This window comes from Ruegeria sp. CDSC081, assembly GCF_059610485.1.
Genome location: NZ_JBXWNS010000004.1, coordinates 330,126 through 352,169, shown reverse-complemented (window position 1 = coordinate 352,169; position 22,044 = coordinate 330,126). Strand labels below are relative to the sequence as shown.

The 22,044-nt window shown below is 58.0% G+C and carries 22 protein-coding genes; 9 read left to right on the top strand and 13 right to left on the bottom strand.

What is annotated here, in order from left to right:
- Nucleotides 1-111 precede the first annotated feature (111 nt).
- The gene (locus tag AC2FH9_RS09505; RefSeq protein ID WP_496871321.1) at nt 112-1,485 is read left to right on the top strand and encodes a DEAD/DEAH box helicase; all 1,374 of its coding nucleotides are present in this window, start codon (nt 112-114) and stop codon (nt 1,483-1,485) included.
- On the opposite strand, the gene AC2FH9_RS09500 is transcribed toward AC2FH9_RS09505, so the two are convergent.
- The 3 genes from AC2FH9_RS09500 to AC2FH9_RS09490 are packed head-to-tail and all read right to left on the bottom strand — an operon-like array spanning nt 1,482 to nt 3,486.
- Nucleotides 1,482-2,384, bottom strand: coding sequence for an EamA family transporter (locus AC2FH9_RS09500; RefSeq protein ID WP_496701182.1), 903 nt, complete (start codon nt 2,382-2,384; stop codon nt 1,482-1,484). The two genes, AC2FH9_RS09505 and AC2FH9_RS09500, sit on opposite strands and share 4 nt — an antisense overlap.
- A 21-nt stretch (nt 2,385-2,405) precedes the next feature.
- The gene (locus AC2FH9_RS09495) at nt 2,406-3,290 is read right to left on the bottom strand and encodes a fatty acid desaturase (protein WP_496871319.1); all 885 of its coding nucleotides are present in this window, start codon (nt 3,288-3,290) and stop codon (nt 2,406-2,408) included.
- Nucleotides 3,283-3,486 carry a DUF2061 domain-containing protein gene (locus tag AC2FH9_RS09490; protein ID WP_142635106.1) on the bottom strand — a complete coding sequence of 68 codons (204 nt, stop codon included), beginning with the start codon at nt 3,484-3,486 and terminating at the stop codon, nt 3,283-3,285. Before AC2FH9_RS09490 ends, AC2FH9_RS09495 begins: the two co-directional genes overlap by 8 nt.
- 107 nt (nt 3,487-3,593) lie before the next feature.
- On the opposite strand from AC2FH9_RS09490, the gene AC2FH9_RS09485 reads away from it, so the two are divergent.
- Nucleotides 3,594-4,463, top strand: a complete 870-nt coding sequence (locus tag AC2FH9_RS09485; RefSeq protein WP_496749638.1) for a helix-turn-helix domain-containing protein — start codon at nt 3,594-3,596, stop codon at nt 4,461-4,463.
- Nucleotides 4,464-4,542: 79 nt separating this feature from the next.
- Nucleotides 4,543-4,725 carry a hypothetical protein gene (locus AC2FH9_RS09480; RefSeq protein ID WP_142633436.1) on the top strand — a complete coding sequence of 61 codons (183 nt, stop codon included), beginning with the start codon at nt 4,543-4,545 and terminating at the stop codon, nt 4,723-4,725.
- Nucleotide 4,726: 1 nt separating this feature from the next.
- On the opposite strand, the gene AC2FH9_RS09475 is transcribed toward AC2FH9_RS09480, so the two are convergent.
- From AC2FH9_RS09475 to bcoG, 4 genes are read right to left on the bottom strand one after another with little or no spacing between them, the layout of a single operon-like run.
- Nucleotides 4,727-5,485 (bottom strand): SDR family oxidoreductase, encoded by a 759-nt coding sequence (locus tag AC2FH9_RS09475; protein ID WP_496749636.1) that lies wholly within the window; start codon nt 5,483-5,485, stop codon nt 4,727-4,729.
- A complete protein-coding gene (locus AC2FH9_RS09470; protein ID WP_496749635.1) occupies nt 5,482-6,948 on the bottom strand; it encodes a carnitine 3-dehydrogenase in 1,467 nt (488 codons plus the stop codon). Before AC2FH9_RS09470 ends, AC2FH9_RS09475 begins: the two co-directional genes overlap by 4 nt.
- Nucleotides 6,948-7,502: a lipocalin/fatty acid-binding family protein gene (locus tag AC2FH9_RS09465; protein WP_496749634.1), complete on the bottom strand. Its 555-nt coding sequence runs from the start codon at nt 7,500-7,502 to the stop codon at nt 6,948-6,950. Before AC2FH9_RS09465 ends, AC2FH9_RS09470 begins: the two co-directional genes overlap by 1 nt.
- Nucleotides 7,503-7,509: 7 nt before the next feature.
- Nucleotides 7,510-8,424, bottom strand: a complete 915-nt coding sequence (bcoG, locus tag AC2FH9_RS09460) for a 3-dehydrocarnitine:acetyl-CoA trimethylamine transferase BcoG (protein WP_281994518.1) — start codon at nt 8,422-8,424, stop codon at nt 7,510-7,512.
- A 131-nt stretch (nt 8,425-8,555) separates the two neighbouring features.
- Between bcoG and AC2FH9_RS09455 the strand changes: the two genes are divergently transcribed.
- Nucleotides 8,556-9,542 (top strand): GlxA family transcriptional regulator, encoded by a 987-nt coding sequence (locus AC2FH9_RS09455; RefSeq protein ID WP_496871316.1) that lies wholly within the window; start codon nt 8,556-8,558, stop codon nt 9,540-9,542.
- A 70-nt stretch (nt 9,543-9,612) separates the two neighbouring features.
- Here AC2FH9_RS09455 and AC2FH9_RS09450 read toward each other — a convergent pair whose 3' ends face one another.
- The 3 genes from AC2FH9_RS09450 to AC2FH9_RS09440 are packed head-to-tail and all read right to left on the bottom strand — an operon-like array spanning nt 9,613 to nt 12,618.
- A complete protein-coding gene (locus tag AC2FH9_RS09450; protein WP_496871315.1) occupies nt 9,613-10,659 on the bottom strand; it encodes an aldo/keto reductase in 1,047 nt (348 codons plus the stop codon).
- Nucleotides 10,660-10,688: 29 nt separating this feature from the next.
- A complete protein-coding gene (locus AC2FH9_RS09445; protein WP_496871313.1) occupies nt 10,689-11,147 on the bottom strand; it encodes a DNA polymerase III subunit chi in 459 nt (152 codons plus the stop codon).
- 4 nt (nt 11,148-11,151) lie between these two features.
- The gene (locus AC2FH9_RS09440; protein WP_496871311.1) at nt 11,152-12,618 is read right to left on the bottom strand and encodes a leucyl aminopeptidase; all 1,467 of its coding nucleotides are present in this window, start codon (nt 12,616-12,618) and stop codon (nt 11,152-11,154) included.
- 246 nt (nt 12,619-12,864) lie between these two features.
- On the opposite strand from AC2FH9_RS09440, the gene lptG reads away from it, so the two are divergent.
- The 5 genes from lptG to rsmA all read left to right on the top strand — a co-directional run bounded on the left by lptG (nt 12,865) and on the right by rsmA (nt 19,257).
- A complete protein-coding gene (gene lptG / locus AC2FH9_RS09435) occupies nt 12,865-13,965 on the top strand; it encodes an LPS export ABC transporter permease LptG (RefSeq protein WP_142633419.1) in 1,101 nt (366 codons plus the stop codon).
- A complete protein-coding gene (locus tag AC2FH9_RS09430; protein ID WP_496871310.1) occupies nt 13,965-16,127 on the top strand; it encodes an LPS-assembly protein LptD in 2,163 nt (720 codons plus the stop codon). Before lptG ends, AC2FH9_RS09430 begins: the two co-directional genes overlap by 1 nt.
- Entirely contained in the window at nt 16,118-17,371 is a 1,254-nt protein-coding gene (locus AC2FH9_RS09425; RefSeq protein WP_281971985.1) for a peptidylprolyl isomerase, read from the top strand. The genes AC2FH9_RS09430 and AC2FH9_RS09425 overlap by 10 nt, the downstream gene beginning before the upstream one ends.
- The gene (gene pdxA / locus AC2FH9_RS09420) at nt 17,368-18,330 is read left to right on the top strand and encodes a 4-hydroxythreonine-4-phosphate dehydrogenase PdxA (RefSeq protein WP_496871308.1); all 963 of its coding nucleotides are present in this window, start codon (nt 17,368-17,370) and stop codon (nt 18,328-18,330) included. Before AC2FH9_RS09425 ends, pdxA begins: the two co-directional genes overlap by 4 nt.
- 84 nt (nt 18,331-18,414) lie before the next feature.
- Nucleotides 18,415-19,257: a 16S rRNA (adenine(1518)-N(6)/adenine(1519)-N(6))-dimethyltransferase RsmA gene (gene rsmA / locus AC2FH9_RS09415; RefSeq protein ID WP_281994514.1), complete on the top strand. Its 843-nt coding sequence runs from the start codon at nt 18,415-18,417 to the stop codon at nt 19,255-19,257.
- Nucleotides 19,258-19,312: 55 nt separating this feature from the next.
- Here rsmA and AC2FH9_RS09410 read toward each other — a convergent pair whose 3' ends face one another.
- The 3 genes from AC2FH9_RS09410 to prfA form a co-directional block, all read right to left on the bottom strand.
- Entirely contained in the window at nt 19,313-19,888 is a 576-nt protein-coding gene (locus AC2FH9_RS09410) for a DUF4167 domain-containing protein (RefSeq protein WP_281971982.1), read from the bottom strand.
- A 237-nt stretch (nt 19,889-20,125) separates the two neighbouring features.
- Nucleotides 20,126-20,971 (bottom strand): peptide chain release factor N(5)-glutamine methyltransferase, encoded by an 846-nt coding sequence (gene prmC, locus AC2FH9_RS09405; protein ID WP_496871305.1) that lies wholly within the window; start codon nt 20,969-20,971, stop codon nt 20,126-20,128.
- On the bottom strand, nt 20,968-22,023 hold the full coding sequence (gene prfA, locus AC2FH9_RS09400; RefSeq protein WP_496871303.1) for a peptide chain release factor 1: 1,056 nt from the start codon (nt 22,021-22,023) through the stop codon (nt 20,968-20,970). Before prfA ends, prmC begins: the two co-directional genes overlap by 4 nt.
- Nucleotides 22,024-22,044: the final 21 nt, after the last annotated feature.

Sequence of the window (22,044 nt, the reverse complement as noted above, 5' to 3'; positions counted from 1 at the left end):
TTTTGTTATGTCCCGCCAAGCCGAAATGCACAAAACATCGCATGGCCATCCGGGCCCGGCACATTCTTTACGCGCGGGCCAGGTTTTAGTGTCCGCAACAACCGGACATACATGACAAAGTTTAACGAACTGAACCTGAACCCGAAGGTCCTCAAAGCCATTGAGGAAGCCGGATACGAAACGCCAACACCGATCCAGGAAGGCGCGATCCCACCCGCGCTTGAGGGCAAGGACGTTCTGGGTATCGCCCAGACCGGTACAGGCAAAACCGCCAGCTTCACGCTACCGATGATCACATTGCTGGCCCGTGGCCGCGCACGTGCGCGCATGCCGCGGTCGCTGGTGCTGTGCCCGACGCGGGAACTGGCCGCGCAGGTGGCCGAGAATTTCGACACCTATGCCAAAAATGTAAAGCTGACCAAAGCGCTGTTGATCGGCGGCGTCAGCTTTAAGGAACAAGATGCGCTGATCGACCGTGGCGTCGACGTTCTGATCGCCACACCAGGTCGCCTGCTGGATCATTTCGAACGCGGCAAACTGTTGTTGACCGGCGTCCAGATCATGGTGGTGGATGAGGCCGACCGAATGCTGGATATGGGCTTTATCCCCGATATCGAACGCATTTTTTCGCTGACGCCATTCACACGCCAAACGCTGTTCTTCTCAGCCACCATGGCGCCCGAGATTGAGCGGATCACCGATACATTCCTGTCGGCCCCAACCCGGATCGAAGTTGCCCGTCAGGCAACGGCCTCGGAAACCATCGAGCAAAGTGTGGTCATGTTCAAAGGTGGTCGCCGTGACCGCGAGGCCAGCGCCAAGCGCCAAGTCCTGCGTTCGCTGATCGACTCCGAGGGCGAAAAATGCACCAACGCGATCATCTTCTGCAATCGTAAGACCGATGTGGATATCTGTGCGAAATCGCTGAAGAAATACGGCTATGATGCTGCCGCGATCCATGGCGATCTCGATCAGTCACAACGGACGAAAACACTGGACGGTTTCCGTGACGGAACACTACGTCTGCTTGTCGCCTCGGACGTTGCCGCGCGCGGATTGGATGTGCCCTCGGTCAGTCATGTGATCAATTTCGACGTCCCCGGCCACCCCGAGGATTATGTGCACCGGATCGGTCGTACAGGTCGCGCCGGACGCGAAGGCAAAGCGATCACTATCTGTTCGGGTCGCGATGAAAAAGCACTGGCCGCGATCGAGAAGCTGATTCAAAAAGAAATTCCTCGCTTGGACAATCCGGTAAAGGAAGAGCCGAAACCCGAGAGGCCAAAACCCGAGAAAAAGGCCCGGCCAACTGAGGTCCGACCAACAGAGGCCCCCAAAAGCGACGATAGAAGAGAAGATCGCAAGAAGGATAAAGAAGTCAGAGGCCGTGGACGGCGCGCTGACAACGGTCCTTCGGTCGTGGGAATGGGCGATCACCTGCCCAGCTTTATCGCGCTCAGCTTCGACGAACGCCGCACGGGTTAAATAGACAAAACCAGCGCCAGAATTGATGCGCCCAATAACGTCATCCCGGCGATCTCGCGCCGGGTGATGGTTTCGCGGAAAAACAAGATCGACGCGAACAAGCTGAGGATCAGCTCGACTTGCCCCAGAGCCTTGACGTAGGCGGCGTTTTGCAAGGTGAATGCCAAGAACCAGCAGAACGATCCGCACAGGCTGGTCAGTCCGACAAATACGCCTGTTCGGCGTGTCTGCCACACGGCGCGCAGCTCGGCCCTGTCTCGCCACAACAGCCACAGGCCCATGCTGACGAACTGGAGCGAGACAACGACTGCCAGCGTCACAAGTGCCCGAAACCACGCATCAATCTCGCCCAGTTCAAGCGAGGCACCCCGATAACTGACCGAGGAAAACGCAAACAGCACACCTGATCCCAGGCCAAGCCGCGAGGCCCGGTTCGTCAGGTGTCGCCACCACGCCCCGTCTCCTCCAGGACTTTTCGACAGCAGCAACACAGCCGTCAGCCCCAGAAAGATCGCCCCAAGCGCCCAGGACGAGACCTGATCGCCCAGGACCAGAAAACCAACGATGGCGGTCTGGATCACTTCGGTTTTCTTAAAAGTTATGCCGACAGCAAAATTGCGCTGTTTGAACAAGGCGACGACACAGATCGTGGCAAGGATCTGAGCCGTTCCTCCAATGGTGGCAAACACCCAGAACCGGGCGGTCAGCGGCGGCAAGGAATACCCCGTCAACTGCAGCGCCGCGATCAGAGCGATTAGAACCAGCGGGATTGAATAGGCAAACCGGGCAAATGTCGCCCCGGCGGCCGTCAGCTTTACACTGCTCAGCGATTTTTGCAGCATGAACCGCACCGTCTGAAACGTTGCGGCGGCGATAGTGACAGGTATCCAGAGGCTCATGCCGCCTTTTGTGGCCCCAAATCAACCCTTTGGCCAGAGCGGATGCGCCACCGGGTCTTTTACCTTCCAGAAATACGCCCGGAAAACATCGGCATATGATGGGTATACATAGGCCTTGTTCGTGGCCAGATAGCCCTCTTTACCCTGCTGGTAGATCTTCGGAAGTTGATACCAGGGGGTACGCGGGTTCAGATGATGAACTACATGTAAATTGTTGTTCAAAAACAGAAAAGACAGTATCCCGCGATCTTCGATGATAACGGTTCTTGCCCCCACATCTTCATGCGCACGGTGTTCCAGAAAAGTGCGTATTTTGACAAGGCCAAGCCCCAAATACGCGGACAGGACATAGGCCCAGACCGGCATGGGCGACAAGGTCACGATCCAGATAACCGCAACCACGCCCGCCATATGCAAAGCCCATGCGCGCAATATGTCCCATTCGCCACGCGCGGCCCCTCGCAACTCGTCCCTGACAAAGGCAACCTGTCCGATTGCAGGGCCCAAAACGATCCGCCCCAACAGAGTGTTGTTCACCGATAACAATCGCCTGTGCCAGTGACCTAGCCCCGTCCAAACTTTTGGGTCCAGATAGTTTGATTCAGGATCATCATAGGGATCGGTCAGCGTTGAATCCCGATGATGCGCCAAATGCAGGTCTCGGAACCGCTGATATGGGATGAACAAGGTCAAGGGCAGCGCCATCAGCGCCTCGTTCAGCCATCTGGCGCGAAAAGGATGCCCGTGCAGTGCTTCATGCGTCAATGATGAATGTAACGCGGCCACCGCGCCCATCACTGGAACCGCTAACCAGATGGGCAGGAAGAAGATCACGGCCAACCAGGCAGCATAACAGGCCAGCATCAGCGTGAAAGTGCCCCATTCCGGACCCGGGCGCTCAGACATTGCGCCCCCACGAAATGCCCGCCCAGACCCTCTCATAAACCACATAGAGCGTCAGCCCGATCGCCGTATTTACTACGGCCAGAGTTCCGCCAATCGCGGCGGACCCCGTCGCAACCAGCCCAACCACCGACATGATGATCAGGCCCATCACGTTCCACAAAACCGCCTTCACGACCGATCTGCGTCGTGTTTCCATTCCGTCACCCATAATATTGTTATGGCTTTAGAATTACGGCTTGCCGCTTAGGTTGAAAATTCCGAATATGATTAACAAAACTCATCAAACATGATATTTATCACCACATGCAGGATAAAATCGACAAACGCGACCGTGCGGCTCAATTCCGTTTGCGCCTGGCCCGCGCAATGGAAGAACGCCAAATCAGCCGAAGCGCCCTCGCGCGACAGATCGGTGTTGACCGCTCAACCGTATCGCAACTGTTGACCGATCACGGGGCACGGTTGCCGAATGCCCATGTTGTCGGAAGCTGCGCGACGGCATTGGGTGTTTCGGCGGACTGGTTGCTGAGCCTGTCTGACCGGCCGGAAAGCGCGGCCGAGTTGCTGGCTTTGTCGCTGAGCATGACTGAGGCCCCCCGCGCCCTGGTAGATGAGCGCATATTCGAGTGGCACCAAGAGGCAGCGGGTTACAAAATCAGATATGTTCCTGCGACCTTGCCCGACATGCTCAAGACCCGCACCGTTCTGGAATGGGAATACGCACCGCATCTGGGGCGCACGGCAGATCAGGCCATAGGTGCGTCCGAAGATCGACTGACCTGGATGCGCAGCGCCCAGTCCGATTATGAGATCGCAATGCCGATGTACGAAATCGACAGCTTTTCGCATGCAACCGGCTATTATCAAGGCCTTAGCCTTCGCAAGCGGCTGGATCAGATTGACCACCTTTTGGAGTTGTGTGAACAGCTCTACCCACGGCTGCGTATCTATTTGTTCGATGCCAAACGGCTATATTCGGCTCCCGTAACGATTTTCGGTCCCCTTCTTTGCGTGTTTTACGCAGGAAGCCATTACATGGCCTTTCGCGATCGCGACCGGATTGAAATTTTCAGCCGCCATTTCGACACTCTGGTTCGCGAGGCGGTCGTGACCGCACGGGACTTTCCAGAGCACCTGCAACAGCTCAGAGCAGCGATTTCCCGCGACATGTGATGCATCCCCGTACAACCTGTGGTATCGTCGCCGGGCGCGAACTTTCGGGCATTCCGACCACAGACGGAGGACCACAGGAATGGACGCACTGAAAACAGCCCAATATGCACGGGCTTTATACACGGCGCACGGTGACCAGGCCGAGGCAGAAGCCGCAATGAAAATGCGCGAATGCGAGGCTGCCGGAAACGCTCAGCAAGCCCGCGATTGGCAAGCCGTTCGTCAGACCATCCGCCAGATCCGAGGCCCCAACCAGGGCTAGCTTACAACTTCGGGTCAGGATTAACCGTGTGGCCATCCACCGCGATCACCTGGCCCGACACCAATCGCGCTGCGCCAGAGGACAGAAAGACAGCCATATTGGCTATGTCCTGCGCTTCGACGAAACGACCCATGGACGTGCCCGAGGCATAGCCCTGATAGACCTCGTCCCGGCTCATACCTTTGGTCGCCGCCTCGCGTGCCAGAACGCCTTCCATCCTTGGGCCCTCCACCGCGCCGGGACAAATCGCATTGGCGCGGACGCCGTGGGGACCAAGCTCCATCGCCAGTGTTTTCATCAATCCGATCACTGCCCATTTGGCCGCGGCATAGGGCGCACGAAACGGATAGCCGTATTGCCCCGCCGTGGATGAGGTCAGGATGATGCTGCCGGCACCGGCAGATTTCATCATAGGCGCGGCATATTTGGCGGCCAGAAACGCCCCGTCCAGATTGACCGCAACGCACCCCCGCCAGTCCTTGAGGTCAATATCCTCGATAGCGCTGGTTGGCCCGGCAATTCCCGCATTGGCGCAGAGCGAATCCAGACCACCCGCATCAGAAATCGCGGCGAACACGGCATGCATATCACCCTCATCCGACACGTCAGCATGGTGGGCTGTCCAATGATCCGGCACGCCATCTAGCGCCGCCCGATCAATATCTGTGATCCAGACATCATACCCGGCCGCATCAAACGCCTCTGCCATAGCCCGACCAACACCCGAAGCGCCAGCCGTCACCAACACCCGGCAGGTCATGAGGGTTTCCGGATCGCAACCCCGGCCCCTTCGGGATAAGGCAATCCGGCCTGCGCTTCGGCGATGCGGGCCATAGCGGCCTCAATGCTGGGCGATGGCGGGCTGGGGCGGCGTGTTTCCAGGCTGACATGCAGCAAAAAGCTCTCCCCGGTCGCCAGCAGCGTCTCACCGCTATACATGCTGTGGAACACGTGCAGTTTCTTGCCCTGCCCCAACAGCATCTGGGTGCGCACCTCAATCTTTGCGCCGGCATGGACCTCATTCATGTAACGAATGTGGTTTTCCGCGGTGAAATAGCTGCCCCCGGACGAGATATATTCCATATCGCAACCGATGATCTCCATGAACCGGTCGGTGGCGTCGGCAAAAGCCTCAAGATACTTTGCTTCGTTCATATGGCCGTTGTAATCGGTCCAATCCAAAGGCACGGCACGGGACAGAGTCAGGATCGGTTGGCTCAGATCCGCTTGCTCCAATGATGGCAGCGCACCCGGTTTCAGCAGAGCATCATGCTGGTTCAGCACCGCCCCCGCGCCCCAGTTCTGCGCCTTGAGCGCCCGCATCATGCCCACAAGGTTGTTGTCGCGGATACGCTCCAGCTCGCGGATCGAATGCATGCCGGATTGCGCATCTGACTGATCTGCAATCAGATCGACAAGCTCGTCAGTGAATTCGGGCACATCCATCAGCTTGGTCCAGGGCCATTTCAGTGCCGGGCCGAACTGCGCCATAAAATGCCGCATCCCAGCCTCGCCGCCGGCGACACGATAGGTTTCGAACAGACCCATCTGCCCCCAACGGATGCCAAACCCCATACGGATCGCCTCGTCGATTTCCTCGGTCGTGGCGACGCCGTCCTTGACAAGCCACAGCGCCTCGCGCCAGACGGCCTCAAGGAACCGATCAGCGATATGTGCGTCGATCTCTTTCTTGACGTGCAGCGGGAAGAATCCGACCGATTTCAGGACCTCTTGCGCCCGTTCGATCATCTCGGGCGGGTTCGCGCCAGTTGGCACCAATTCGATCAGCGGCAGCAGGTATACCGGGTTGAACGGATGCGTCACCACGATCTGTTCGGGGCGCAGCGCGCCCTCCTGTAACTCTGACGGCTTGAACCCGCTGGTCGAGGACCCGATGATCGCACCCGGATCACAAGCCTCTTGCAAGCCCTTGTAAACTTTCAGCTTCAGGTCCAGGCGTTCCGGCACGCTCTCCTGAATCCAAGCAGCACCCTGCACTGCATCGGCCATATCATCATGGAATGACAACGCACCTTCAGGAGGCAACGGGACGTCGCTCAGCCCCGGCAGCGAGCGGCGCGCATTGTCCAGAACTTCTCCGATTTTACGCTCGGCTTCCGGGTCCGGGTCGAATACCCGAACGTTCCAACCGTTCAGCAGGAACCGCGCGGCCCATCCGCCGCCGATAACTCCGCCGCCAATGATTGCTGCTGTTTTTGTCATCACTTCACTACTTTCAACTCTTGAGGGTCAAACCCATTTTCGCTCAGTACGTCACGCGCAATCGTCAGTTGATTTTGTGTGATCGTTAAATCTCTGCTCAGTACAACTGCAAACGACCTATCTGTGCGGGCCAATACAACCATCTGCTCCCCGTCACCCACGTAGATGATGTGAAACTTTGTGGGGCTTGCGGCAGTGATGTCATATTCAAGTGCAGACTCGGATCGCCGGGTAGGCACGCTCAGGTGGTTTTCAAAGCAATCACTTGCTCCTGCGATGTACCCAAAACATTCGGTCCGGTCCGGGTCACGCAATTGATAGCTAGGGTATGGCTGTCCCTCAAGCCTCACAAAAAGCCGTTGCGTGTTCTTGCTTTTGCGTCTGAGCGCAGCCACTTCGAAATACGCCTCGTCAAAGATCGACCAATTCACCGCTTCGACAGGTTGAATAGCAAATTGACGCGCTCGAAAGCCTTCATTTCCGACCAAGCCACACGCTGGAACCAATCCAACGAGCAAACATCCGACTACCCATGAAATAACTCGGCGGAACATGGCCCGCCTAGCTTTTCGGCGCCCGCTTCACCAACCCAAGCTTCTCGCGGACCTCCTGCGGCCCGATCACCCGCGCGCCCATATTCTCGATGATGCTGCCCGCGCGTTCTACCAGTTGCCAATTCTCGGCCAGCACGCCTTTGTCCAGCCACAGGTTGTCCTCCAGCCCGACGCGCACGTTGCCGCCCGCCAGAACCGCAGCGGCCACATAGGCCATCTCATTCCGGCCCAATGAGAACGCGCTGAAGGTCCAGTCATCCGGCACGTTGTTCACCATCGCCATGAAGGTGTTCAGATCATCCGGCGCACCCCATGGAACGCCCATGCACAGCTGAACCAGAGCGTTCGGTTCCAGAACGCCTTCTTTCACCAACTGCTTGGCGAACCACAGATGACCGGTATCAAAGGCCTCAATCTCGGGCTTTACCCCCAGATCGGTCATCATCTGGCCCATCGCGCGCAACGCACCCGGCGTGTTGGTCATCACATAATCGGCCTCGGCAAAATTCATGGTGCCGCAGTCGAGGGTGCAGATTTCCGGCAGGCATTCGGCCACATGGGCCACACGCTCGGTCGCGCCAACCAAATCAGTTCCCGCCTCGGCCAGCGGCAGCGGGTTTTCGATACCGCCAAACACCATGTCGCCACCCATGCCAGCAGTCAGGTTCAGCACGGCGTCGACCTCGGCATCGCGAATGCGATCTGTGACCTCACGATACAGTGCCAGATCACGCGAAGGCGCTCCGGTCTCAGGGTCGCGCACATGGCAATGCACCACCGCCGCCCCTGCCTTGGCTGCAGCTATCGCGCTGTCGGCGATCTGCTTTGGCGAACGCGGCACATGCGGGCTGCGATCCTGCGTCCCACCCGAGCCTGTGACGGCGCACGTAATGAAGACTTCGCGGTTCATTTCCAAAGGCATGGCGTTCTCCCCAGCTTATACCCGGTTAACCCTGAGTTTTCCCCAGGCTTCTCCACGGATTCCGATTTGCTTTCGCCCCCGAGTTTGGCGCAGCTTTGGTCAAACACTTGTCAGAATGCGAATCGAACTTGATGAAATCCGCAAAAAACATATTGCAGCCCGAACATCGTGCCCTGAAAACGGCTGTGCTGGTACTGGACGAATGCAACACGCTCAGCTTTGCGTCGGCCGTTGATCCAATGCGCGCCGCCAATCGGTTGGCGGATCGTCCGGCCTTTGACTGGGATTATGTGACAGCCACCGCTGAACCCGCCATGCTGACCAGTGCGCTTTCGGTTCCGGGTGTACCTTTGGCCCGGCTGCAATCCTGCGATCTGATGATTGTAGTTGCCGGGTTCCAACTGGCCCGCCATGCCACACCCAGCCTGCTGGCCGGCCTACGCCGCATCGCCAAGACCGGCACCACAATGGCAGGTATTGATGGCGGTCCCTGGCTGCTGGCCGAGGCAGGCCTGCTGAACGGCCACGCCGCCACCACCCATTGGGAAGATTTGGAGAACTTCTCTGCCCGCTTCCCCGAAGTGGACGTGCGCCCTGACCGGTTTACCGTTTCTGAAGGCCGCCTGACCTCGGGCGGGGCGATCCCAGCGGTCGAGATGATGCTGCATATCATCGCCGCCCGCCATGGCGCCGGATTTGCCGCCCGCGTCTCGGGTCTGTTCCTCTATGACGGTGCGCCTGATCCCACAAAACCACAAAGCCGCACCGGGGCGCCGCATCGCCACACAGCTTTGACCGCCAAAGCCAATACGCTGATGCAATCCGCACTGGACGACCCTATGCCATTGGCAGATATCGCCGAAACCCTGGGCACCAGTTCACGCACCCTGCAACAGCAGTTCCGACTGCGCCTGAACACCACGCCACAGGACCATTACCTGCAGCTCCGACTGGCCGAGGCACGCAGATTGGTGACGGACACCGATATGTCACTGATGGATGTGGCCCTGGCGACGGGTTTCGCCTCGCAATCCAGCTTTGCCCGCGCCTTTCGCACAGCGTACGGCCTTTCGGCCCGGGACCTACGGCAAGACAGGACACAACCCACACATCACTAAGCGGATCCGCTTTATCTGATTGAAAATACCGCGGGGGAGGCTCCGCCTGCGGAGACGAGGGCAGCGCCCCCTAGAACGGCATCGGATGCGCGCGATGCGCGTCGGTGATTTCAGTCAGAATTTCCCCGGAAAGGCGAAGTTCCTTACCGTCGAGAATATGCCCAAGCTGCGCCACCGTTGTCGCGCCGAAAATGGCCGACATCATGAAGGGCCGCGTCCGACACCAGGCCAGCGCCATATGGACCGGGTCCAGATCGTGGCGGTCCGCGATCTCTAGATAGGCCGCAACCGCCTCAAATGCCCGTCTGCGATGACGTCCTCCCACCTCAGGCACCAATGACATCCGCGAACCCTCGGGCACCATGCCGTTTTGGTATTTCCCGGTCAAAAATCCGGCGGCAAGCGGTGAAAAGGCCATCAGCCCCACATCCTCGTGCGCGCTCAGCTCGGCCATATCGGTGTCGAAATGCCGGCACATCAAAGAATACTCGTTCTGAACAGATGCCACGCGGGGCGTGCCGGTGGCTTCGGCGATCCGCAACCACTGAGCGGTGCCCCAGGCGCTTTCGTTCGAAAGGCCAAACGCTCGGATATTTCCTTTGTTGACCTGTTCTTTCAGGGCAACAAGGCACTCGTGCATATTGTCCAGAACCTCATCGGTATTGTGCCCCGAAGGCGCATAGGTCCAGTTTTGCCGGAACATATAGCTGCCGCGGTTCGGCCAGTGAAACTGATAAAGGTCGATGCAATCCGTTTGCAGTCGGCGTAAGGAACCTTCGACCGCCTCGGGGATTGTCTGCGGTGAAATAGGTGCGCCATCGCGCGCATGTGCGAACCCTGCCCCAGAATGCTTGGTTGCCAGAACATAGTCACCACGCCGTGACGGGTTTGAGGCGTTCCAGATGCCCAGGATTTCTTCGGTCCGGCCCACCGTCTCTTTCGAGATGGGATTCACCGGATACATCTCGGCGGCATCGACGAAATTAATGCCCCCATCAAGTGCCATGTCCATCTGAGTATGCGCGTCGGCCTCGGATGTCTGCGTACCAAATGTCATCGTACCCAGACACAGGTCGCTCACCATGATTCCAGTCCGGCCCAGGGGCTTCATTTCCATCGCTCATTCTCCTGAAATCTGTGGAGGCCCTATGCCTCAGCCTTTTTTTCCCACCGGCCCGATTCCTCGGACCAATATTGCGCCGAACAGCCCGCCCCGGTCAGGTTCTTCCACTGCGCGCGGGCATGTTGGAGAGCCTGATCATCATTCCCATCGAACAGGATGCACACGCGTTCCAGCGCGTTCACTTCCTCGGGTTCAACCGTCGCGCCATCGACGGCCATCACGCAAGCCGGATCATTTGCGGCCTCGGCCCCTGTCGTCAGCAATATGGGCTGGTCCCTGTCATGCGGCCCCCCGGTGCGGCCATGTGGCAGGAACCCTTCCTCGGGGCCCTGCCACAGCTTTTCGTCCAACCAATCCATCCGTGCGGGATCAGTTCCCCGCACGGCTATCTTCCACCCGGCCTGCCGCGCCTTGTCCAGCAACACGGGCAAGGTGTTTTCCAGCGGTTGGCGGGTCAGGTGATAGAAATAAACGGCGCCCATTGGATTATTCGAAATTGTCCTGCACGAACCGGCTCAGTGCGCGGACACCCCAACCGGTGGCCCCTTTGGGCGCATAGGATGTCTCGGTTGCAATCGAAGCCACCCCAGCAATGTCCAGATGGATCCAGGGGGTTTCGTCCTTCACGAACCGCTGCAGGAACTGCGCAGCAGTGATGGATCCGGCAGGTCGTCCACCGACATTCTTCATATCGGCGATGCGCGATTTCAGCTGCTCGTCATAGGCTTTGCCCAGCGGCATCCGCCATGCGCCCTCATCCTCGGCCCCGGCAGCCTTTAGGAAGGCGTTGCAGAACGTGTCATTGTTCGAAAAGACACCGGCATTCTCATGCCCAAGCCCAATGATGATCGCGCCGGTCAATGTTGCCAGGTCGATCATGCCCACGGGGGCAAACCGCTCTTGCGCGTACCACATCACATCACACAGGACCAAACGGCCCTCGGCGTCGGTATTGATGACCTCGACCGTGTCGCCCTTCATCGACTTGACGACATCGCCGGGGCGCGTGGCATTGCCCGAAGGCATGTTTTCCACTAGCCCGACAAGGCCCACGACATTGGCTTTGGCCTTGCGCTTGGCCAGCGCCCGCATGGTGCCGGCGACCACACCTGCCCCACCCATGTCCATAGTCATGTCTTCCATGCCTGCAGCGGGTTTCAAGGAAATGCCGCCGGTGTCAAACACGACGCCCTTACCCACCAGCGCCAGCGGCGCATCATCCTTGTCGCCTCCATTCCACTGCATCACCACAACCTTGGACGGGCTGACCGAGCCCTGCCCGACGCTTAACAAGGTGCGCATACCCAATTCGGCCAGTTTGTCTTCGTTGAGCACTTCGACGTCCAGGCCAAGCGCCTTCATTTCGGACAAACGGTCTGCGAATTCGGTCGTTGTCAGCACATTGGCGGGTTCATTGGTCAGGTCCCGTGTCATCCGAACGCCATCGGCAATCGCATACAGCGGTGCGAATGCGGCTTCGACCTCATCATGTTTCTGATGACTGATTGTTACTGATCCGGCTTCATCCGAATCTCGGGTTTTATGGGCATCAAAATCATAGCTGCGCAAAACGATTCCCAATGCCAGTTCTTCGGTCCGGGCTTGATTTCCGGCCATGAGCAACAAGGGCTGGTGATCAGACAATTTGGCCAGCTTCGCCCCGGCCTTGCGTGCCTCTGCAGCATCGGCACGGCGCGAAAGCACGAGAATATCAAGCGCTTCAGCGGCCATTCCGCCTGGCCAGGCAAGAGAGACTACATCGCCGGATTTCACCTTTTCGAACCGGTCGCTTTCGACAAGTCGCGCGACTGCGCCCCGGGTCAGACGGTTGGCACGGCGTGCGGCTGGGTTCATCTTGCCTTCATCCGAGACAATAATCACGACGCGCCCTTTGGTCTGCGCCATCACGTCCACGTCAAAAGCCTTAAACTGAATTGGAACAAGACTGCTCATTGGGAACTCCTGAAAATCTGTTTCCCAAGACCTAGCCCGCAGCGACCGCATTGACCAGATAGCAGTTTTCCCCGCCGGGCATTTGCATTACAGTCGCGGAAAAAGTTCCGGCAGGGTCGGAGAGCGGGAGGGCGAATTGGCAAATCGGGGCAGGCATAGGCCGTTGCGCGCTGGCGCATGTACCGCTGATTCTCTTGACTTCAAGGCCCCCGCTGCAGGCAACGCAGTGATGCCGAGGGCGCATCGGTGATCCTGGATCGATATTTTGCCCGCCGGTTCACCCAGAGCTTTCTGGTCATTGGCTGTATCTTTTTGACGCTGATGATTCTGATCGACCTGATTGAACAGGTACGGCGCTTTGATGAGGTCGATCTGTCATTTGGCCGGCTTTTGTATCTGACCCTATTGAATACGCCCGCCGCCATCGGTGAGATGCTGCCCCTGCTGATCATCCTGTCCACGATTGCGTTGTTCATCGGATTGGCGCGCAGCTCGGAATTGGTGGTGACGCGCTCGATCGGGCGATCTGGAATTCGCGTCCTGCTTGCACCTGTAACTTTGGCCCTGTTGATCGGAGCCTTGGCGGTTGCGGTGCTTAACCCGTTTGCTGCCGCAACTTCCGAAGAATTCCAACGGCTTTCCGATTCCTACCGTAACCGCACCAGCTCAGCTCTTTCGATCAGCAGTGAGGGTTTGTGGTTACGGCAAGCTACAGAAGAGGGCCAATCGGTTGTCCACGCGCGCCGAACGTCCAACGGTAACACCCTGCTGTTGAAGGACGTCACCATAATAACATTCGACGCGATTGGTCAGCCGACACGCCAAATCTCTGCCAAACAGGCCAAGTTGGAAGACGGTTTTTGGGTTTTACAGGATGCCAAGATCTGGCCGCTTATGAACGGCATCAATCCCGAAGCTGGCTCGAAAGAGCATGATCGTCTGGAGATTCCGACCACCCTGACACGTCAGCGCATTCTGGACAGGCTGGCCAACCAGGATTCGATGTCTGTCTACGATTTGCCCCAGTTGATCCGAGACCTGCGCGAGGCGGGCTTTTCGACAAAGCAATACGAGGTCTGGTTTCAGGTCCAACTGGCAAGACCTCTGTTTCTGGTCGCAATGGTCTTGATTGGCGCGGCCTTTACCATGCGGCATGTCCGGTTCGGCGGCACCGGAATAGCGGTGCTGACGGCCGTGTTACTGGGCTTCGCCATCTATTTCGTCCGTAATTTCGCGCAAATATTGGGAGAAAACGGTCAGTTGCCTATCTTCGTTGCAGCCTGGGCCCCGCCATTTGCGGCCATCCTTCTTTCTCTTGGCCTGCTGTTGCACGCGGAGGATGGCTGATGCGCAAATTCGCTCTGCTATTGCTCTCGGGTGCGGTTGCATTGTCTTTGCCTTCGGGTGTCCTGGCCCAGACTTTGCCGGAACAGGATCTAACGACGCACGCGTCCCAGCAAGAGCCACCAGCCTTACTTGTCGCCGACAAGATTTTCATAACCCCAGAGCGTGTGCTGATCGCAGAGGGCAATGTCGAAGCGTTTCAGGGTGACGTCAAAATGACGGCCAGTCGGATTTTGTACGACCGCGAAAGCGGTGAGCTTACACTGGAAGGACCGATCCGGATTGATCAGGGCAATCGAACGACAGTTCTGGCGGATTCCGCAAAACTCGACCGGGGTTTGCTCAACGGCCTTTTGATCGGCGCCCGAATGGTGTTCGACCAACAGGTGCAAATTGCCTCGGTGCAGGCGACACGTGCTGGCGGCAGATACACCCAGTTCAGCAAAGTCTCGGCGACGTCTTGCCATGTCTGCACGGATGGGCGGCCACCGCTCTGGCAAATCCGTGCCCGCAAGGTGACCCATGATCAGTTGGAACGACAGCTCTATTTCGAAGGTGCGCAATTCCGGGTGCTGGATGTGCCGGTCTTCTATTTCCCTTACCTGCGTCTCCCCGACCCAACGCTGGACCGGGCGACTGGTTTTCTGGTCCCATCGGTCCGCACCACCTCGCAGTTGGGCACAGGCATAAAGGTTCCCTATTTCTTCAAGCTTGGAGATCACAAGGACCTCACGCTGACACCTTACCTTTCCGGTAAGACCAGAACTCTGGGCTATCGCTATCGTCAGGCCTTTAAGAACGGACGGATCAAAATCGAAGGCGCGCATACTCGCGATGACCTTCAACGGGACGAGGCGCGCGGATATTTCTTTACCAACGGTTGGTTTGATCTGCCGGACGACTATCGCCTGACCTTCAACATCCGAACTACGTCCGACGATTCCTATCTGGCTGATTACGGCCTGCCCGACTTTGACCGTCTGCGCAGCGAAATTGCCCTGGAAAGGATCAAGCGCGATACCGCTTTCCGGACCAGCCTAAACCACTATAAAACCTTGCGAGATAGCGAGGATCAGGATCAGATTCCTTCTCGAATCTTCGACCTGAACTATCGCAAACGCTTCTTCCCGGCAGCTGTCGGAGGAGAGGTGCGGATGGCTTTCATCGGTCATGCCCATGAAAGAACGAGCAATGAGGACGTTATCGGGCGCGATGTTGCCCGAGCGACCTTCGATACCGAATGGCTGCGCAGCTGGATACTGGGCTGGGGGCTGCGTGCAGATGCCCAAGTAGGCGCGTCAATCGACACGTTCAATATCCGCCACGACAGCGCCTATCCCGATCAGGTGACCCGCACGACCCCGCGCGCCGCACTGACGCTGCGCATGCCAATGACCCGCCGCGAGGCGTCGGGCGCAACCCAGTTGCTGGAACCCATCGCGCAGATCGGGTGGACGCATGTCTCCGACAATGATGTTCCTATCGACGAAAGTACGTTTCAGGAGTTTGACCAGGGTAACCTGCTATCCCTGTCCCGATTCCCTGCCGAGGACAGGCGCGAAGATGGGGTCAGCGGCGTTGTTGGGGTGAATTGGGCGCGTTATGGCTCCAGGGGCTGGCAAGCGCGTGCCACGATCGGTCAGGTCTTTCGTGCGGATGCTGATCCCGACTTTAACCTTACATCGGGCCTTCAGGGCACATCGTCCGATGTGTTGATCGCCGGACAACTTGAAACGCCCAACGGGTGGTCTCTGGCCGGACGAGGTTTGGTGAACGGAGATTTCAGCTTTGCCAAGGCCGAGCTGCGTGCTGCATGGCAAAAGGAAACAACGGCCCTCAGCGGAAGCTATGTCTGGCAAGAACCCGATCCCGCAGAAAATGTCGACGATGAGATTTCTGAGATCTGGTTGCGCGGGCGGTACGACATCGATCAGAACTGGCAAACCCGTGCTCAGGCGCGGTATGACCTGAGCGAATCTGAACCGATCAGATATGGGTTGGGTATCACGTACCGGAACGAGTGTGTTCAGGTTAACATGTCGGTCAGCAGGCGCTATACCTCGTCATCAAGTATTGAGCCTTCGACCGAATTCGGCTTTACCGTAGCTCTGACAGGATATTCTGTCGAAGGTGGCGGCAAACAGTACAAGAGAAGATGCAGTTGATAACAGGTTTTTCACGTTTCTTTCGTTCCAGCCATATCGGGCTGGTTGCTCCGGCACTGGTTGCAGTTTCGATTGCCATAGCACCTGTAAAGGCAGTGGCGCAGAACCTGTTCTCGCCTGCCATAAAGGTTAATCAAGACATCGTGACCTGGTATGAGCTGGAACAGCGCCTGCAATTCCTGTCGATTCTGGGTGTTCCCGGCGCAACCGAGGAAGACGTGCGCAAAGCTCTGATAGACGACCGCCTGCGCAAACAGGCGATGCGCGACGCTGGAATCGTGGTCGCCCCCGAAGACGTTCAGGTTGGAATTGACCAATTTGCAGCCCGCGGTCAGCTTTCGAGCGACGAATTCCTGCAGCTTCTGGCGGATGCCGGTGTTGACCGTGAGACAGTTCGGGATTTCATCAAGGATCAGATTTCCTGGCGTGAATTCGTCAGCGCGCGTTTTCTGTCGCAGGCGAGACCATCGGAAGACGAGATCAATCGCGCACTTGGACAATCTGGAAGTGGCGGCCTGCAAGTTCTTCTTTCGGAAATCATTATTCCTGTGAACCAACAAAACCTGCCACAGGTTCAACTGCTGGCCGAAGAGATCGCCTTGATCGAGGGCTATGATTCCTTTTCAACCGCCGCAACACAGTACTCGGCGGCCGGAACTCGCACCAATGGGGGGCGCCTTGACTGGTTGAACTTGACCGATCTGCCCCCGGCGCTGCAGCCGGTCATCATCGGGCTCAAAAATGGTGACGTCACCCAGCCCATTCCTCTGCCCAATGCCGTTGCACTGTTTCAGATGCGCGGTTTGCGTGAGACCGCTGCGAGTACGCCCACCTATTCCGAGATCGACTATGCTGTCTATTACATGCCCGGTGGTCGTAGTGCGGAAACACTGGCCGCAGCCGAAAAGCTGAAAGAAGAAATAGACACTTGCGATGATCTGTACGGTATCGTGCAAAACAAGCCAGCAGAAGTCTTAGAGCGGAATGTCAGCAAACCGTCGGAAATCCCGCGCGATATCGCATTGGAACTGGCCAAACTGGACCTGAACGAAGTTTCAACCACGTTGACCCGCAACAACGGCCAAACACTGGCTTTTGTGATGTTGTGCACACGTACCCGCAACCTTGGCGAAGAGACAACGCGTGCAGATGTCGCCAATGCTCTGACCCAGCAAAGGCTGCAAACACTTGCAGAAAGCCTGTTGGGGCAAATGCGTGCCGACGCAACTATTGTTGAACAATGAAGCCAATCGCGCTCAGCTGCGGCGATCCGGCCGGAATTGGGCCCGAGATCGCCGCAAAAGCCTGGGCCAGCCTTAGAACTGCCTGCCCTTTCTTCTATATTGGCGATGCCGCGCATTTGCCGCCCGAGACACCGTCGGTACAGATCAGCGACGCCTCTCAGGCGGTCGAGATTTGTGGCTCTGCCCTGCCCGTACTGCAACTGGACTTTCCAGCCCTTAACCGGCCTGGGCACCCTAATCCAGCCAACGCCAGATCAGTTGTCACTGCCATTGAAACCGGCGTGGCGCTGGTTCAGTCCGGTTCTGCATCGGCGCTATGTACCGCACCGATCCACAAGAAAGCACTTATCGACGGGGCAGGTTTCTCATTCCCCGGCCATACTGAATTTCTGGGCGCCTTGGCTGGGTCCCAACGTGTTGTGATGATGCTGGCGAGCGACCAGCTGCGCGTTGTACCAGCAACCATCCACATCCCGCTCTCACGCGTTCCTTGCGAGCTTACGCCCGAGCTTTTGCGGGAAACCATCGAAATCACCGCCCAGGGACTACAATCACAGTTCGGTATTGCCACCCCGCGGATAGCCGTCGCGGGCCTCAACCCGCATGCCGGTGAAGGCGGCAAGATGGGGCAAGAAGAACTGGACTGGATTGCGCCGCTGATCACAGAGCTGCCCCGCAAAGAGTATACCGTAACCGGCCCGCACCCCGCGGATACATTGTTCCACGCCGCAGCGCGCGCGCGCTATGACGCCGCCATCGCCATGTATCACGATCAGGCTCTGATTCCGATCAAGACGCTGGATTTCGATCGCGGTGTGAACGTCACACTAGGCCTTCCATTTATCCGAACCTCACCCGATCACGGGACTGCACTGGACATTGCGGGGCAAGGCCTTGCAAACCCGACCAGCCTGATCGAAGCGCTGAAACTTGCCCAGCAGATGGCACAAAGCTCTTGATCCTTCAGCGGGCTGTAAATATCCCGGCCAGAGGTAAAAATTCTCTGGCGCTCTCCTATCAAACCGCGCCACGGTGATCGGATCATGAGCACTATCGACAACCTTCCCCCTCTGCGCGAGGTTATCGCCTCGCATCAACTCTCGGCTCGCAAGTCGCTAGGCCAGAACTTTTTGTTGGATCTGAACCTGACCGCCAAGATCGCGCGGCAGGCCGGAGATCTTGCGGAATGCGATGTTCTGGAAATCGGCCCCGGCCCCGGCGGGCTGACCCGTGGGCTACTTTCAGAAGGTGCGCGCAAGGTTGTTGCAGTTGAAAAGGACACCCGCTGTATCGCTGCCCTAAACGACATCGCCGCCGCCTATCCCGGCAAGCTTGAGGTCATCAACGGTGACGCGCTTGAGATTGATCCGCTTACGCATCTGACCCCTCCGATCCGTGTGGCGGCGAACCTGCCCTATAACGTCGGCACCGAATTGCTGGTCCGCTGGCTGACCCCGCCGCAATGGCCTCCGTTCTGGCAAAGCCTGACCCTGATGTTTCAGCGCGAAGTGGCGGAACGGATCGTCGCCCAGCCCGGCGGAAAAGCCTATGGCCGCTTGGCCATCCTTGCCCAATGGCGGGCCGACGCGCGCATCGCCATGTCACTGCCACCCGGCGCGTTCACCCCGCCCCCCAAGGTTTCAAGCGCTGTGGTCCACCTGACCGCCCTGCCGCAACCACGATATCCGGCTGACTCTGCCACCCTGTCCCGCGTGGTTGCCGCCGCATTTAATCAGCGCCGCAAGATGCTGCGGGCTTCACTGAAAGGCGTCGCACCCGATATCGAAGACCGCCTGATAGCCGCCGGGATCAAACCCACCGAACGTGCGGAACAAGTGCCTTTAGAAGCGTTCTGCGCATTGGCCCGCGAAGTCAAAAGATCCTGAAAAAAACCCTGCAGTCTAACAGATCGCAGGGTTTTTCTTTTCTATACTGGCTGATTTACTCTGCCGCTTCAGGCGTATCACCGTTGCCGGAGGGCGTGTCCTCAGTCGCAGCAGGTGCGGCTTTGGGCTTGCGCGCCCGAGGCCGACGGGCCGGTTTTTCTTTTTTCTCGGCCTCTTCAGGGCTTTTGCTTTCAGGCGTTTCTACAAGCCCGGATTCCGGAGCAGCTGCGTCAGCGGCAAACCCCATCACATCAGGTTGAGGTGCCTCAGCGGGATCCGACTGGCGGACGGTTTCGCGTTCCTGACGCTCGGCACGCTCACGATCTCGTTCAGCCTGGCGTTCGCGATTCTGACGCTCTTGCTCCTCACGGCGTGCATCCATTTCACGCTGAGCTTCGCTAAGCAAACGCAGGTAATGTTCGGCGTGCTGCTGAAAGTTTTCGGCAGCTACACGGTCGTTAGACAACTGAGCATCGCGTGCAAGCTGATTATATTTATCAATAATCTGTTGCGGCGTGCCACGCACTTTGCCCTCTGGGCCCGAACTGTCGAAAACTCGGTTTACGACGTTGCCGCCAGAAGGACGATTGCGGTTATTCTTTGCCCGAGAGCGGGATTTGGAAGATCTCATCTACTTTAGTCAGCCTTGTCGTTCGCTGCCGATCAGTTCGCGTCTTGCACTGCTCAAGGGCTTAGCTATGACACGATGTCGGCTTTTTTGGGCTTGGCGTCAGGGGCCCGCTGTAACAGCGTCAACCTCTCTGACTACACCTGAGTAAACACGTCCAGAGCGTGCAGACAAGAGGTTTGTCCCAATTTTTGTACCTTTTTTATATCAATCGGCGCATTTCGGCCTCAGAACGTTCCGTCATGAAGGCATTCTGGCGAAAACGACGCGGTCGCGACCATCCAGATCGGGAATGATCCGTACGTCTACCAATCCTGCTGCGTCGAACAAAGATGCGACGCTCTGCCCTTGCTCAGGTCCGATTTCGACAAGTAACCGACCATGAGGCAATAGAAAATCCGGGGCGGCGGCAGCAATCCTGCGGTAGGCCCCCAAGCCGTCACCTTCGTCTGTCAATGCCATCCGCGGCTCATGGTCCCGCACTTCAGGTGCCAGGGTGTCCATTTCCGGAAGGGAAATATAGGGCGGGTTTGAAACAATCAGGTCAAATTTTGCTTCAATGTTTCCAAACCAATCGGATTGCTTAATTTCGATCCGGTTCTGAACATCGTGTTGCACGGCATTTGCACTGGCCTGTAGGCAGGCCGCCTCGCTCAGATCCACACCAATACCCGATGCACTGGTGCGTTCGGCCAGCAATGTGATCAGGATGCACCCCGATCCAACCCCCAGATCGAGGACATAGTCAAAGGGTTCGCTCAGCGCGGCCTCGATCAGAACCTCTGTTTCCGGGCGTGGATCCAGCACGTCCCGGCTAACTTTGAACCGACGGCCGTAAAACTCACGTTCCCCCAACAGGTGAGAAACGGGCACACGAATGGCCCGAAGCGAGATCAGTTGCTCGTATCGTTCAGCAATATCCGGTAAAAGCTCTTCGGGTGTAATCAGTGTCACGCGACTTGCTTCGATCCGGGCGGCGTGGGCGAGTAGAACCCGCGCATCCCGCGCCGGATCAGCCACACCAGCCGCACGCAATCTTGCCGTAGCGGCCACCATGGCCTGAGCCGCTGTCTGGCCGCCGGTCATTGCGCCATCTCGGCCAGGAGACGCGCCTGATCATCCGCGGTCAATGCGTCGATTACCTCATCCAGATCGCCCTGCATCACCTGATCCAACTTGTACAGCGTCAGATTGATCCTGTGGTCCGTCATGCGGCCTTGCGGGAAATTATAGGTCCTGATCCGTTCCGACCGGTCGCCAGACCCGACCTGGTTCGCCCGATCTGCCGAGCGTTCGCTGTCAATCCGCTGACGCTCCTGATCATAGAGTCGGGTCTTCAGAACCTGCATCGCGATCTCGCGATTGCGGTGTTGGGATTTCTCGGAGCTGGTCACCACAAGCCCGGTGGGCAAGTGTGTAATCCGCACGGCCGAATCGGTGGTGTTCACGTGCTGCCCACCCGCACCCGAGCTGCGCATCGTGTCGATACGGATATCATTGGCGTCGATCTGAATATCGACATCCTCGGCCTCGGGCAGAACCGCCACGGTCGCCGCCGAGGTATGAATGCGCCCGCCACTTTCGGTCTCCGGCACCCGCTGCACCCGGTGAACGCCAGATTCGTATTTCAAACGGGCAAAGACGTTGTCGCCTTTGATATGGGCAACCACCTCTTTGATGCCGCCCAGATCGGACGCCTGCTCTTCGAGGATCTCGAATTTCCAGCCGCGCGCTTCGGAATACCGCTGATACATGCGCAGCAGGTCGCCTGCAAAAAGCGCGGCCTCATCACCGCCGGTTCCAGGGCGGATTTCCAACATGGCCGGGCGCGCATCAGCGGCATCTCTAGGCAACAAGGCCAGTTGCAGGGCATGTTCGGCACCGGGGATGCGCGCCTGCAGCTCGGGGATTTCCTCTTCGGCCAGCTCCCTCATATCGGGATCGGCCAGCATCACCTCGGCCTCGGCAAGGTCAGTGACCAGCTGGCGCCATGCCATGATCTGATCGACCACGGGCTTGAGGTCCGAATATTCCTTGGCCAGCACAGCAATATCGCCGCCCAAAGCACCATCTGCCATGGCTGCTTCGAGGTATTGGAATCGCTGAGCTATCTGTTCAAGGCGTTCTTCGGGGATCATCCGGGCGGTGTCTCTTAATCC